At 63.9% G+C, this 11,653-nt stretch carries 16 protein-coding genes; 8 read left to right on the forward strand and 8 right to left on the reverse strand.

Translation table 11 applies throughout. The annotated features are described in order from the left end of the window. Positions 1–61 precede the first annotated feature (61 nt). Both IVB29_RS08490 and IVB29_RS08495 read left to right on the forward strand, forming a co-directional pair. The gene (locus IVB29_RS08490) at positions 62–811 is read left to right on the forward strand and encodes a glycosyltransferase family 2 protein (protein WP_247502938.1); all 750 of its coding nucleotides are present in this window, start codon (positions 62–64) and stop codon (positions 809–811) included. 46 nt (positions 812–857) lie between these two features. Beyond that, the gene (locus IVB29_RS08495; protein WP_247502939.1) at positions 858–1,235 is read left to right on the forward strand and encodes a DUF2304 domain-containing protein; all 378 of its coding nucleotides are present in this window, start codon (positions 858–860) and stop codon (positions 1,233–1,235) included. A gap of 3 nt (positions 1,236–1,238) precedes the next feature. Here IVB29_RS08495 and IVB29_RS08500 read toward each other — a convergent pair whose 3' ends face one another. Continuing rightward, entirely contained in the window at positions 1,239–1,730 is a 492-nt protein-coding gene (locus tag IVB29_RS08500) for an NUDIX domain-containing protein (protein ID WP_247502940.1), read from the reverse strand. Positions 1,731–1,837: 107 nt separating this feature from the next. On the opposite strand from IVB29_RS08500, the gene IVB29_RS08505 reads away from it, so the two are divergent. Further along, on the forward strand, positions 1,838–2,719 hold the full coding sequence (locus IVB29_RS08505) for a metallophosphoesterase (protein ID WP_247502972.1): 882 nt from the start codon (positions 1,838–1,840) through the stop codon (positions 2,717–2,719). A 105-nt stretch (positions 2,720–2,824) separates the two neighbouring features. On the opposite strand, the gene IVB29_RS08510 is transcribed toward IVB29_RS08505, so the two are convergent. The 3 genes from IVB29_RS08510 to IVB29_RS08520 all read right to left on the reverse strand — a co-directional run bounded on the left by IVB29_RS08510 (position 2,825) and on the right by IVB29_RS08520 (position 5,433). Continuing rightward, positions 2,825–3,379: a hypothetical protein gene (locus tag IVB29_RS08510; protein ID WP_247502941.1), complete on the reverse strand. Its 555-nt coding sequence runs from the start codon at positions 3,377–3,379 to the stop codon at positions 2,825–2,827. Positions 3,380–3,568: 189 nt separating this feature from the next. Continuing rightward, entirely contained in the window at positions 3,569–3,775 is a 207-nt protein-coding gene (locus IVB29_RS08515; protein WP_007595122.1) for a hypothetical protein, read from the reverse strand. A 23-nt stretch (positions 3,776–3,798) separates the two neighbouring features. Further along, entirely contained in the window at positions 3,799–5,433 is a 1,635-nt protein-coding gene (locus IVB29_RS08520) for an isocitrate lyase (protein ID WP_247502942.1), read from the reverse strand. 235 nt (positions 5,434–5,668) lie between these two features. Between IVB29_RS08520 and IVB29_RS08525 the strand changes: the two genes are divergently transcribed. Continuing rightward, positions 5,669–7,114, forward strand: coding sequence for an XRE family transcriptional regulator (locus tag IVB29_RS08525; RefSeq protein WP_247502943.1), 1,446 nt, complete (start codon positions 5,669–5,671; stop codon positions 7,112–7,114). Positions 7,115–7,276: 162 nt separating this feature from the next. On the opposite strand, the gene IVB29_RS08530 is transcribed toward IVB29_RS08525, so the two are convergent. Next, entirely contained in the window at positions 7,277–7,570 is a 294-nt protein-coding gene (locus IVB29_RS08530) for an antibiotic biosynthesis monooxygenase (protein WP_027575542.1), read from the reverse strand. A 198-nt stretch (positions 7,571–7,768) separates the two neighbouring features. On the opposite strand from IVB29_RS08530, the gene IVB29_RS08535 reads away from it, so the two are divergent. Further along, positions 7,769–7,987, forward strand: coding sequence for a hypothetical protein (locus IVB29_RS08535; protein WP_247502944.1), 219 nt, complete (start codon positions 7,769–7,771; stop codon positions 7,985–7,987). Positions 7,988–7,995: 8 nt separating this feature from the next. Further along, positions 7,996–8,460, forward strand: a complete 465-nt coding sequence (locus IVB29_RS08540) for a hypothetical protein (RefSeq protein WP_247502945.1) — start codon at positions 7,996–7,998, stop codon at positions 8,458–8,460. A 58-nt stretch (positions 8,461–8,518) separates the two neighbouring features. On the opposite strand, the gene IVB29_RS08545 is transcribed toward IVB29_RS08540, so the two are convergent. Genes IVB29_RS08545 through IVB29_RS08555 form a run of 3 tightly spaced genes read right to left on the reverse strand, consistent with a single transcriptional unit; the run spans position 8,519 to position 9,923 of the window. Next, positions 8,519–8,947 (reverse strand): hypothetical protein, encoded by a 429-nt coding sequence (locus IVB29_RS08545; RefSeq protein WP_247502946.1) that lies wholly within the window; start codon positions 8,945–8,947, stop codon positions 8,519–8,521. A gap of 16 nt (positions 8,948–8,963) precedes the next feature. Beyond that, positions 8,964–9,317 carry a hypothetical protein gene (locus IVB29_RS08550; protein ID WP_247502947.1) on the reverse strand — a complete coding sequence of 118 codons (354 nt, stop codon included), beginning with the start codon at positions 9,315–9,317 and terminating at the stop codon, positions 8,964–8,966. Between the two features lie 57 nt (positions 9,318–9,374). After that, the gene (locus IVB29_RS08555; RefSeq protein ID WP_247502948.1) at positions 9,375–9,923 is read right to left on the reverse strand and encodes a hypothetical protein; all 549 of its coding nucleotides are present in this window, start codon (positions 9,921–9,923) and stop codon (positions 9,375–9,377) included. Positions 9,924–10,258: 335 nt separating this feature from the next. Between IVB29_RS08555 and IVB29_RS08560 the strand changes: the two genes are divergently transcribed. Continuing rightward, positions 10,259–11,065: a hypothetical protein gene (locus IVB29_RS08560; protein ID WP_247502949.1), complete on the forward strand. Its 807-nt coding sequence runs from the start codon at positions 10,259–10,261 to the stop codon at positions 11,063–11,065. 174 nt (positions 11,066–11,239) lie between these two features. Then, a complete protein-coding gene (locus tag IVB29_RS08565; protein ID WP_247502950.1) occupies positions 11,240–11,584 on the forward strand; it encodes a hypothetical protein in 345 nt (114 codons plus the stop codon). Positions 11,585–11,653 lie beyond the last annotated feature (69 nt).

Here is an 11,653-nt window from a genome sequence, read left to right on the forward strand (position 1 = left end):
TGGAGGTGAGGCGGACGTGGCCGACATGGGCATGGGCTTGGGCTTGGGCATGGGTTTGGGCATGGGTTTGACCGACACGTGCGGCAGCGGTGTCGCTGCTGCACAGGCTGCTGCGCCGCGGATCCTGCTCGTCATCCCCTGCTTCAACGAGGAGGCCTCGATCGGCGGCGTCCTGAGCGAGATCGCGGCGACCGGCTGCCACTACCACACCCTGGTCGTCGACGACGGCTCGTCGGACGCGACGTCCGAGGTGGCAAGCTGCCGCTCGCCCGTCGCGCGCCTCGCGCAAAATCTCGGCATCGGCGGTGCCGTGCAGACCGGCATCAAATACGCGGCCCGCCAAAACTTCGATTTCTGCGTCCAGATCGATGGCGACGGACAGCATGATCCGCGGGCCGTCGAGACGCTGCTGAACGCCTATCGCAAGCAGCCCGCCAACATCACCATCGGAAGCCGCTTCATCGAGCATGAAGGCTTCTGCTCGACGCGGATGCGGCGCGCCGGCATCAGGCTGATCGTGCTTGCGCTCAACAGTCTTTTCAGCGGCGGCCGCATCACCGATCCGACCAGCGGCATGCGGCTGCTCGATCGCTCCGCCATCGCCTTCTTCGCCAAAGTGTACCCGACGGATTTTCCGGAGCCGATCTCGCTGGCTTGGGCGATGCGCGCAGGTCTCACGGTGAGCGAGGTCCCGGTCGAGATGCGGGCGCGGGAGACCGGCGTCAGTTCGATCGATGGACTGAAATCGGCGAGCTACATGGTCCGCGTGCTCGGCTACATCCTGCTCGCACGTCTGGTGAGGCCGCGATGACGCCGGGCGATCTCGTCATCTCGTCGAACATTTTGAGGAGGCGGCCGTGACGAATGTCATTCCGAGTCCAGAGACGGTCGTCGTCATCTCCGCCTTCGCGCTGATCTACATGCTGGTACTGCTGAAGAAGACGTTGCAGGGGAAATTCGATCTCTATGATTTCCTGATGCTGTCGATGGTGGCGATCATCCCCGCGGGCTTCACGCTGTTTCCGAGGCTCGCCTATCTCGTCAGCCACCTGACCGGCGTCGCGTTTCCATTCGTCGTGATGTTCGGTGCACTGTTCCTGGTGGTGTTCGCCTTCATGCACAACATGACGGCGCGGCTGCACCGGCTGGAGCGGCAGAACTGTGCGCTGATCCAGGAGCAGAGCCTGCTGGCGCTGGAGCTGAAGGCGAAGGAAAGCAGCGAGCCCGGCGGCTGACTCTCAACGCCACGTCGCGATCACGGGCTTGCCATCGAGTACTTCCGCGATCCGCAGCCGCGTGCCGCGCGTGGTGCCCTCGGGCAACGCATTGGTGGCGAAGAAGCCGCATTCGACGATCTCGCGGTTCGGCTCAGGCAGCCGATCCTGTTTGAACTGCCTGACGACGTAGACCGCGACGTGATCGCGGCGGGAAACGTGGCTGTTGAGGAAGAGGCCGTGCAACACGGCCTCGCCGGTGAGGTCGATGTCCCCCTCCTCCTTGAGCTCGCGCCGCATCGCCTGCTCCATGGTCTCGCCGAGATCGACGCCGCCGCCGGGCAGATACCAGCCGATGACGTAGCTGTGCCTGACCAGGAACACCCTGTTCTCGGAATCCAGCACGACGGCGCGGACGCCGAGGGTCATACCGCGCGTCACCAGGAAATAGGCGTGGAAGATCCGCCGCAGCAGCGGCTCGAATTTCCGTCGGATGCGGTTCAGGCGCTCCCCCATCAGTCTCCCTTGAGGTCCCTCTTTAGGCTTGGCTTGCACAGTCCTCGCGACCTTGCCATTACAGCAGAGCAATAGCGAGGCAATCGCGCGTCATGACTCACAACACGCTGGCCCCCTTCACGCTCGCCCATCTGTCCGACCCGCATCTGCCGCCTTTGCCAAAACCGCGGCTGATCGAGCTCGCGGGCAAGCGCGCGCTCGGCTATGTCAACTGGACGCGCAACCGCCACAAGTACCAGCGCCGCGAGGTGCTCGACGCACTCGTTGCCGACGTGAAGGCGCAAGGCCCAGACCACATCGCGGTGACAGGCGATCTCGTCAACCTCGCGATGGAAGCCGAGTTCGCTCCCGCCCGCGCGTGGCTCGACGGCGTCGGTCCGCCCGACCGCGTCACCACGATTCCCGGCAATCACGACGCCTATGTCCGCGCCACCGCGCATCGTTTCGGCGAGACCTTTGCGCCCTATCTTGCGGGCGACGACGGCCGCATCGGCTTTCCCGCCGTGCGCCGGCGCGGGCCACTGGCGCTGATCAGCCTGTCCACGGCGGTGCCGACCTTGCCGCTGATGGCGACCGGCACGCTCGGACGCAATCAGCTCGCGGCAATCGAACAAGTCCTCGAACGGCTCGCCGCCGAGGACGTTTTTCGCGTGCTGCTGGTGCATCATCCGCTGAAGTCCGCCGCGTGGCAGAAGCGGATGACTGACTCTGCCGAATTGCTGGCGCTCTTGAAGCGCCACGGCGTCGAGCTGATCCTGCACGGGCACGATCACATTCATTCGACGATGTGGTTCGAGGGCCCCAACGGCAACATTCCCGCGATCGGCGTGCCGTCCGCATCCGCGATCGCGCACGGGCGCACCCCGGCGGCGGCGTATAATCTGTTCACGATCGAGAAGGACAATGCCGGCTGGCGTTGCGAGCAGACGGTGCGGAGTCTTGGGGCAAGGTTTCGGATCGGGCAGATCAAGCATGCGAGGTTGATTTGATTCTGCCGTCATTGCGAGCGAAGCGAAGCAATCCAGAATCCCTCCGCGGAGACAGTCTGGATTGCTTCGTCGCAAGGGCTCCTTGCAATGACGACGGGAAAACCGTCACCAGCTCCGCAAGGCCGCAAGCACGGCAAGGCCGAACAACGCCGCCGCACCCAGCACAAAGCCGAACACGAACGGCCATATCCGCGAGCGACGCGGCGGCGGCGCGATCTCGGGCTTCGGTTCTGATGGCAGCACCATCGCATGCTCGCGCTCGATCATGCGGCGCGCGACATAGTCGGTCACGGCCTCGACGATCACCGTCGTGTCGTGCGACTCGGCGAGCACGATGCGGCCGAAGCGGGTATCCTGGACGAAGCGGTACTGCCGCTTGTCGCGCCCCATCATGATGTGCGCGACGACATCGATCCAGAGCCTCGGCGTATCGCCCTGGCTGATGCCGCGGTCGAACAGGTCGATCTGGTCGGGCACCTGGGCAAACAGCGGATCGAGCGCGTCGTTGAGGATTTCCAGCCGCGCCACCTCGGCGTCGCGCAAATCGACGACGACGCCGGTCCGGTCGGCGGCCTCGATCCGGGCGCGCAACAGCGCATCGCGCAGCCGCACCGGGCGCGGCTGGCTGGGATTAATCCCGCTGGTCTCGGGCTCTGACATTGTCGGCCTCGTCCTCAATTCCCTGAAATTAACCTATCAGCAACCAACACCTCCGCAAAGGGCCTACAATTCCAGATACTTACAGCGCCCACAGGCCATTGACCTGTGCCAAAAACAGACGATCCCACCCGGCTTGCGCCGGATGGGACCCTCCGTCCTTGGACGTCTTCTTAAGCTGTCAGACAGCCGTCAGGCCGAGACGCGCGACGGCTCTTCCACGATGGAGAAGCGGACGCCGGCCTTGTGGCGGTTCTCTTCCGAGACCGAGCGCCAGGCATCCTCGGCTTCCTTGCGGGTCTTGAACGGACCCTGCACCTGGGCCGAGCCTTCCACGAGCTTGTGGAAGTTCATCGAGCCGAACTCGCCGCCGATCACCCAGAAATTGCTGTTGGTCATTGTCAGTCTCCTGTCGAACTGCGTTAGCCGAACTGGTTCATCGTGTTGTGGGCGCCGCCCGCCTTCAGGGCTGCCTCGCCCGCGAAGTATTCCTTGTGCTCGTCGCCGATGTCGGAGCCGGCCATGTTCTGATGCTTGGCGCAGGCGATGCCCTGGCGGATCTCGGCGCGCTGGACGTTCTTCACGTAGCCAAGCATGCCCTGCTCGCCGAAATACTCCTTCGCGAGATTGTCGGTCGAGAGCGCGGCCGTGTGATAGGTCGGCAACGTGATCAGGTGGTGGAAGATGCCGGCGCGCTTGGCTGAATCCGCCTGGAAGGTCCGGATGCGCTCGTCGGCTTCGATCGCCAGCGGCGTCTCGTCGTATTCCTGCTTCATCAGGTCGGCACGGTTGTACTTGCTGACGTCCTTGCCGGCTTCCTTCATCGCGTCGTAGACCTGCCAACGGAAGTTGAGGGTCCAGTTGAACGACGGCGAGTTGTTGTAGGCGAGCTTGGCGTTCGGGACGACCTTGCGGATGCGGTCGACCATCTTGGCGATCTGCTCGATATGCGGCTTCTCGGTTTCGATCCACAGCAGGTCCGCGCCGTTCTGGAGCGAGGTGATGCTGTCGAGCACGCAGCGGTCTTCGCCAGTGCCGGGACGGAACTGATAGAGATTGCTGGGCAGGCGCTTCGGACGCATCATCTTGCCGTTGCGGTTGATGATGACGTCGCCGTTGCGGGCGTTCTCCGGCGTGATTTCCTCGCAATCGAGGAAGCTGTTGTAGAGGTCGCCGATGTCACCGGGCTTGTGGCTGACGGCGATCTGCTGCGTCAGGCCGGCGCCGAGCGAGTCGGTGCGGGTCACGACGATTCCGTCTTCGATGCCGAGTTCGAGAAAGGCGTGGCGGCAGGCGCGGATCTTCGCGAGGAAGACCTCATGCGGCACGGTCACCTTGCCGTCCTGATGCCCGCACTGCTTCTCGTCCGAGACCTGGTTCTCGATCTGGAGCGCGCAGGCGCCCGCTTCGATCATCTTCTTGGCGAGCAGATAGGTCGCCTCGGCGTTGCCGAAGCCGGCGTCGATGTCGGCGATGACAGGCACGACGTGGGTCTGGAAGTTGTCGATCTTCTCGATCAATTCCTTCTCGCGGGTCTTGTCGCCTTCCTTGCGCGCCTTGTCGAGGTTGCGGAAGATGTCGTTCATCTCGCGCGAGTCGGCCTGACGCAGGAAGGTGTAGAGCTCTTCGATCAGCGCCGGCACCGAGGTCTTCTCGTGCATGGACTGGTCGGGCAGCGGGCCGAACTCGGAGCGCAGCGCAGCGATCATCCAGCCGGACAAATAGAGGTAGCGGCGATCGGTCTTGCCGCCGAAATGCTTCTTGACCGAGATCAGCTTCTGCTGGGCGATGAAGCCGTGCCAGCAGCCCAGTGACTGCGTGTACTTGGTGGGATCGGCATCATAGGCCGCCATGTCGGCACGCATCAGCGCCGCGGTGTAGCGGGCAATGTCGAGGCCGGTCTTGAAGCGGTTCTGCAGGCGCATCCGCGCGACGGCCTCGGCCGACACCCCGTTCCAGGTCGGCTGCGTCTCGAGGAGCGCCTGGGCCGCGTCGACCTCGCTCTGGTACGACGCCGGACCCTGGAGGGTGTTGATGCCACGGGGCTGGTAATTCATGTGCTCGATCCTTTTCGCTGATGACAAGGCGGTTGGGCCTTGTCATCGACATTTTTGACAGTGCATCGCGAAATGCGTGTCACGAGCTAAACGCGAGAACAGGAAGTTCGTACAGAGGCCTTGTATTCGAATGGTGATGTCATGTAACATAAGAACATGTAATAGATGTAATTTTGTAAAGTCTGTAAAGGTATAGGTCAGCAAGACTGTCCTTGATGTCTCTGGAGACGTAAAAATGCCCGCCGAGTCCGGGAAGAAACTGTTCGTCGGCCCGCGCTTCCGGAGGATCCGGCAGCAATTGGGGCTGTCGCAGACCCAGATGGCCGAGGGGCTCGGAATCTCGCCGAGCTACGTCAATCTGATCGAGCGCAACCAGCGCCCGGTGACCGCACAGATTTTGCTGCGGCTGGCCGAGACCTACGACCTCGATCTGCGCGACCTCGCCACCGCCGACGAGGACCGCTTCTTCGCCGAGCTGAACGAGATCTTCTCCGATCCGCTGTTCCGCCAGATCGACCTTCCGAAGCAGGAACTGCGTGACCTCGCCGAGCTCTGTCCCGGCGTCACCCATGCGCTGCAACGTCTCTATGCCGCCTATACCGAAGCGCGCCAGGGCGAGACGCTGGCCGCAGCGCAAATGGCCGACCGCGACGTCGGCACCCGCTATGAGGCCAATCCGGTCGAGCGCGTGCGCGAGCTGATCGAGGCCAACCGCAATTATTTTCCGGAGTTGGAGCAAGCCGCCGAGACCCTGCGCGACGAGCTGAACGTGCCGGCCGAGGGGCTCTATGCGGCACTGGCGGCACGCCTGCGCGAAAAGCATTCGATCCAGACCCGCATCATGCCGGTGGACGTGATGCGCGAAACGCTCAGGCGTTTCGATCGCCACCGTCGTCAGCTCCTGATTTCCGAGCTGGTCGATCCGGCCGGCCGCGCGTTCCAGCTCGCCTTCCAGCTTGGCCTCGGCGAATGCACGCAGCACCTGGAAACCATCATCGGCCGCGCCGGCCCGCTCGACGATGCCCCGCGCCGGCTGTTCCGCATCACGCTCGCCAACTATTTTGCGGCGGCCGTGATGATGCCCTATCCGGCCTTCCTGGCGGCAGCGGAGGCCCTCAACTACGACATCCATTTGCTGGCGCAGCGCTTCAATTCCGGCTTCGAGCAGGTCTGCCATCGCCTCACTACATTGCAACGGCCGAACGCGCGCGGCATTCCGTTCTTCCTGCTGCGCGTCGACAACGCCGGCAACGTCTCGAAGCGGTTTTCGTCCGGCACGTTCCCGTTCTCGAAATTCGGCGGCACCTGTCCATTGTGGAACGTGCACTCGACCTTCGACACGCCGGACCGCCTGCTGAAGCAGGTGATCGAGCTCTCCGACGGCACCCGCTATTTCTCGATCGCGCAGATGGTGCGCCGCCCCGTCGCGCCGCATCCGCTGCCGCAACCGCGCTTCGCCATCGGCCTCGGCTGCGAGATCCGTCACGCCGCCCGTCTCGTCTACGCCGCGGGCATGGACCTGGAGAAGGCGGAGGGTACGCCGATCGGCGTCAACTGCCGCCTGTGCGAGCGCGAAAACTGCGCCCAGCGCGCCGAGCCGCCGATCACGCGCACGCTGATCCTGGACGAGACGACGAGAAGGGTGTCGAGTTTCGCGTTCTCGAATGCACGGGAGTTGTGAGGGTATGCAGGTCTCGTGTCCCGGACGCGCTGCAGCGCTCTTGCGCTGCTGCGCAGAGCCGGGACCCAGCGGCTACGAATTCCCGTCTCGCATAGGCCCCGGCTCTGCAGCGCACCGCCGAAGAGGCGCTGCGCTGCGTCCGGGGCACGAGACCGCCGCACCTCACGCCAGCGTATGCACGATCACCGGCCCAGCCGCCGCACTCGCATGCCCCGCCAGCAACGGGCCCAGATCCTTCTCGATCCAGGCGATCGCGCGCTTGTTCGCCTCCTCGGCCTGCTCGAACTTGTCGAAGATCGAGATCGCGGTCACCGTGTCGTCGCCGGCATAGACGACGTAATAGGCGCGGAAACCGTCGACGTCGCTGATGATCGGAACGGCGCCGTCCTTGATGCGGCGCGCCAGCTCCTCTGCGCTCCCGCTTTTCGCCTTGGCCTGACGGATGGCGGCATACATGGCATCCTCCTATCGGCTGTCTGATCCAGGGGCCTGGTGCCCAATGCGATCCTACGCCGAAGCACCGGATCGATCCACGCTCCCGTGCTCAGTTGTCGACGCGCGCTGCTGGCAGGCGTCCATCACGTTCCCAGGAACTTCCGCTTTTTCCCGATGTTGTCCGATGAGGGCGTGCGGTGATGTACCACCGGCCGGGCGATGAAGAACTTTTCAAATGCGGAATTCTCCCCCGAGGTCATCGAGATCATGACCGCTGCATTGAGAGCTGCGGTCGCAACACTGCCTGATCCGGTGCATGCCGGGCATGTCGACGCCCTTGCCCAATCCATTCTCCGCACAGCCAATGCAGGCGAGCGCGATGTCGCGGTGCTCGAGCGGATTGCGCTGATGGAGCTCCAGCTCGCACCGCGGACATGACGAGGTCAATGATGAGAATTAAGAGGAGCCTGGCTGCAATCGCTGTGGTGCTTTGCAGCTCTGCGGCCGCGCATGGGGAGAGCTGGACCAGCTATCGCATTCCGGAAACCGGCACAGCGGTGGACATTCCGGCCTCCATTTTCACCGAAGAGGCCGGCAAGCCGGATGGCTATGGGCAGCGGTTTCGCTCCGCCGATGGCAGCGCGGACCTCACGGTGCAGGCGGTGCCCAGGACCGGCGAATCGCCAGCAGCCTTCCTCGCCCGCAAAAACCCGCCATCCGGCATCATTTACAAGCGTATCACACCTCGCTTCTTCGTGGTCTCCAGCGTCAAGCGCGACGCGATCTGGTACGACCGCTGCAACTTTTCCGGCCGCTACGTGCATTGCGTGCTGATCAACTATCCGGCGGCCGAGAAACGGCGGTGGGACAGCGTGGTCACGAGGATCAGCAACACGCTGCGTGGCGGTTGACGTTCGAGGCAGGTACAAAAAAAGCTGCCCGACGCATCGGGCAGCAGTGTCGTGAGGATTAGCGAGCCGTCGTCGAGGTCGTCGACATGGTGGGCCTAGAGCCTGGCACGTGCGACATGGTCTTGGTCGTCGAACCGACCTCCTCGCCGGCTTTCACCTTGGTGCGCGTGTGCGAGCGGCTGAATGTGCCGCCCTCATGCGCCTGCGCGCGGGCATTGGCGTTGAGGTTAGGACCGTTGCCCTTGTTCATGCTCGTGCCGGTCTGCGCCCTGCCATTCGCCGCTGCCGCGCTGCCGCCGGCCGCGATCGACGAGCCGGTCTGACCGGACGCTGAGGTCGAGGTGCCGCCGGTGCCGAGCGTGCTGGCCGAGGTGCCACCAGCGGCCGCCGAGCCGCCGGTGCCACCCGTCATGCTGGTTTGCGCAAAGAGCGGTGAGCTAGCGGCGAGCAGAAGCGCGACCGCCGAGGTCGTGAGAAACGTCTTCATGAATCAATCCTTTTGTTCAAGGCGACGATGTCGAAATCGTGCAACCGTTGACGGTGATTGTGCTGGCGCTGGTCGAACCGGGGCCGCCTGACGTCGACGACGAGCTCGACACGTTGCCGCCGCCGGCCTGGACATTCACGGACGTTCCTCCGGCTGAACTCGAGCTCGACAGCGAGCCCGCCGACGAGGTCGAGCCGGTCGTGCTCGAGCCAGACGAACCGAGTGCGGTAATGCTGCCGTCGGCATGCTTCTCCACCTTCACCTTGCAGGTGTCACCCGATGCGGTCTTGCCGGTTTTTTCCATGGTCTCCGCAAAAGCAGTGCCGCCCATCAGGGCGATCACCGCGATCGCAATGGTCGACTTGTTCATTGCGTTCTCCTCCAACAGAGATGAAGGGAGCGGCGTTGTCGCCGCTCCCCCAAGGCATCAATCCTTGTCCTTCTTCATCTCGTCCTTGTGGTGGCCTTTGCCCTTTTCCATGCCCATGTCGTTGCCATGGCCAGCGGACGAGCCGGCCGCGCCGACGGTCGAGCCGCTCTTGCCGCCGCCTGCCGACGATCCACCGGTGCCGACTGTCGAGGCCGAGTTCGATCCCGATCCCGAGCCCGCCGCGGAGCCGCCGGTGCCGACACTTGACGAACTCTTGCCGCCACCGGCCGACGAGCCGCCGGTCCCGAGCGTTGAAGCCGAACCGGAGCCGGTGCCGCTGCCGCTGCCGGCCGCGGAGCCACCCGTGCCCACCGTAGAGCTGCTGGTGCCGCCGCCCGCGGACGAGCCGCCGGTGCCAAGCGTCGAAGCCGAGCCGGAGCCGCTACCAGAACCGGCTGACGAACCGCCGGTGCCGACCGTCGAGTTGCTGGTGCCGCCGCCAGCCGAGCTGCCGCCAGTTCCCACGGTCGAACTCGATTGCGCGACCGCGAGTGCAGTACCGGCCAGCAGCGCCGCTGCGGCCGCAGACAATTTCAGGAACCTCATGTCCCGTCTCCTCTAATTTTTAAATTGCCAAAAGAGGCACGGGATAAAGTGGCAAGCGCATAAACGTTCCGACGGCATTTGCATCGACCGCAGCAAGAACGCGCTGCATCGCATCACGAATTGCCGATACCGATGATGGGTGCCCTCGATCTCCGACGCGCGCGAGCCGGGGCTGAGACCTACCCTGCTTGGTTAATCCGGCACTAATCGATCTCGGCGATCTGCAACCAGCGGTTAAGCACGCCTCAACATCGGTCCCATAGTCTCGCCCCACTCACTTTTCGCAAACGACACGGGCCTATTCTGCCGGGCGAAGTGACATCAGGGGGTTCATCATGCGCATTGCGTTGCTGCTGACCGCGACCATCGTCGGCGCGCTCTTTGCCAATCCATCCAATGCCGGATCGCTCGATGCGTCAGGCGAGGCCGCGCAAGCGTTGCCGCCGGGTTTCCAGGGCTATCGTGGCTACATGTTCGACATCTCCGAGAACCGCGACCGCAAGGATGTCGACAAGCTCACCGACAATCTGAAGAGCCAGATCGACGTGGTCGAGGCTTCCGGCCTCTCCCCGCGCGTGCTGCGTTTCTTCCATACCGTTCCGATCGTCGCGAGCGAGCTGGCCTGCCTCGACGAGGGTGCTGCGACCGCGTGCTACGGCCGGGTTACGCCGGACATCCAGCGCACCGCTCCGCGGACGCTGACGTTTTGGGATCCCAACAAGCAGCGCTGGAGCAATCCGAACGCCGTCGACCTCGCGGTCGATTCGGGGCTCGGCGTGATCATGCTGCGCCCGGACATGATGCGCTACGAGAAGGAGGCCGTGCTGCTGCACGAGTTGCTGCACGCCTATCACGCGCGGCTGCTGCCGGACGGCTACGCCAACAAGGGCGTGATCACCTATTACGCCTATGCCAAGTCCAAGGATCTCCTGCCCAAGGAAGCCTATGCGATGAAGAATCCCATGGAATTCTTCGCCGTGACCGCCAGCATCTTCCTCGCCGGAAAGAGCGAATTCCACGACCCCAAGTCGCGCGAGGCGCTCAAGGAGAAGATGCCGGACTATTACAAATATCTGGTCGGCGTGTTCGGCTTCGACCCCGACCCGGCAGCGTCGAGCGGCCCGGTTGCCTCGCTGAAATAAGGCGTCTGCGCCAAGTCACTCCAAAAGCCCTCCCAAAAGCCGCGCAAAAATGCGCGGCTTTTTTGTTTTGGGGACCGGAAGCTGCGGATGACGCACCGCCGGCAATTGCCAAGGTGGGGCCCGATCTGCATAGTCCCGCCCGCATCGATACTGTTTTCAAGAGGATAGAAGAACATGGCGGACGCCGACCTGGATGTCGTGATCCGGCAACTGGCCAGACAGCTGCAGACGGGCCTGATGACCCGCGCCAAGGAGCGGCGGGATCGCTTCAGCGGTCTTGCGGCCAAAGCCAAGAGCAAGGAGACGGGCGACCGCTTCAAGGTGTTGGCCAAGGCCACCCTGGAGCAGGCCAGCGCCGCCGCCAAGCGCCTGCAGATGTCCGCCGACAACGTCGCCGACAGCTACGCCCGCGCCATGCGCATCGTCGCCAGCACGCCGGTCGCGGTGAAGGTGGAGAAGAAGGCGAAGGAGAAGCCGGTGAAGAAGGCCAAGAAGGCGAAAGCCAAGAAGGCGAAGTAGTCGCTTCACCTCGCCCCGCTTGCGGGAGAGGTCGGATCGCTCTTGCGATCCGGGTGAGGGGGTACAGGT

This window comes from Bradyrhizobium sp. 1 (assembly GCF_023073315.1).
Taxonomy (GTDB): Bacteria; Pseudomonadota; Alphaproteobacteria; order Rhizobiales; family Xanthobacteraceae; genus Bradyrhizobium.

Bases quoted from the DNA above. Each gene is read 5' to 3' on its own strand.
- IVB29_RS08490 (WP_247502938.1), top strand. From the start codon at position 62: ATGGGTTTGACCGACACGTGCGGCAGCGGTGTCGCTGCTGCACAGGCT.
- IVB29_RS08500 (WP_247502940.1), bottom strand. From the start codon at position 1,730: ATGGGGGAGCGCCTGAACCGCATCCGACGGAAATTCGAGCCGCTGCTG.
- IVB29_RS08510 (WP_247502941.1), bottom strand. From the start codon at position 3,379: ATGTCAGAGCCCGAGACCAGCGGGATTAATCCCAGCCAGCCGCGCCCG.
- IVB29_RS08515 (WP_007595122.1), bottom strand. From the start codon at position 3,775: ATGACCAACAGCAATTTCTGGGTGATCGGCGGCGAGTTCGGCTCGATG.
- IVB29_RS08520 (WP_247502942.1), bottom strand. From the start codon at position 5,433: ATGAATTACCAGCCCCGTGGCATCAACACCCTCCAGGGTCCGGCGTCG.
- IVB29_RS08525 (WP_247502943.1), top strand. From the start codon at position 5,669: ATGCCCGCCGAGTCCGGGAAGAAACTGTTCGTCGGCCCGCGCTTCCGG.
- IVB29_RS08530 (WP_027575542.1), bottom strand. From the start codon at position 7,570: ATGTATGCCGCCATCCGTCAGGCCAAGGCGAAAAGCGGGAGCGCAGAG.
- IVB29_RS08535 (WP_247502944.1), top strand. From the start codon at position 7,769: ATGAAGAACTTTTCAAATGCGGAATTCTCCCCCGAGGTCATCGAGATC.
- IVB29_RS08540 (WP_247502945.1), top strand. From the start codon at position 7,996: ATGATGAGAATTAAGAGGAGCCTGGCTGCAATCGCTGTGGTGCTTTGC.
- IVB29_RS08545 (WP_247502946.1), bottom strand. From the start codon at position 8,947: ATGAAGACGTTTCTCACGACCTCGGCGGTCGCGCTTCTGCTCGCCGCT.
- IVB29_RS08550 (WP_247502947.1), bottom strand. From the start codon at position 9,317: ATGAACAAGTCGACCATTGCGATCGCGGTGATCGCCCTGATGGGCGGC.
- IVB29_RS08555 (WP_247502948.1), bottom strand. From the start codon at position 9,923: ATGAGGTTCCTGAAATTGTCTGCGGCCGCAGCGGCGCTGCTGGCCGGT.
- IVB29_RS08560 (WP_247502949.1), top strand. From the start codon at position 10,259: ATGCGCATTGCGTTGCTGCTGACCGCGACCATCGTCGGCGCGCTCTTT.
- IVB29_RS08565 (WP_247502950.1), top strand. From the start codon at position 11,240: ATGGCGGACGCCGACCTGGATGTCGTGATCCGGCAACTGGCCAGACAG.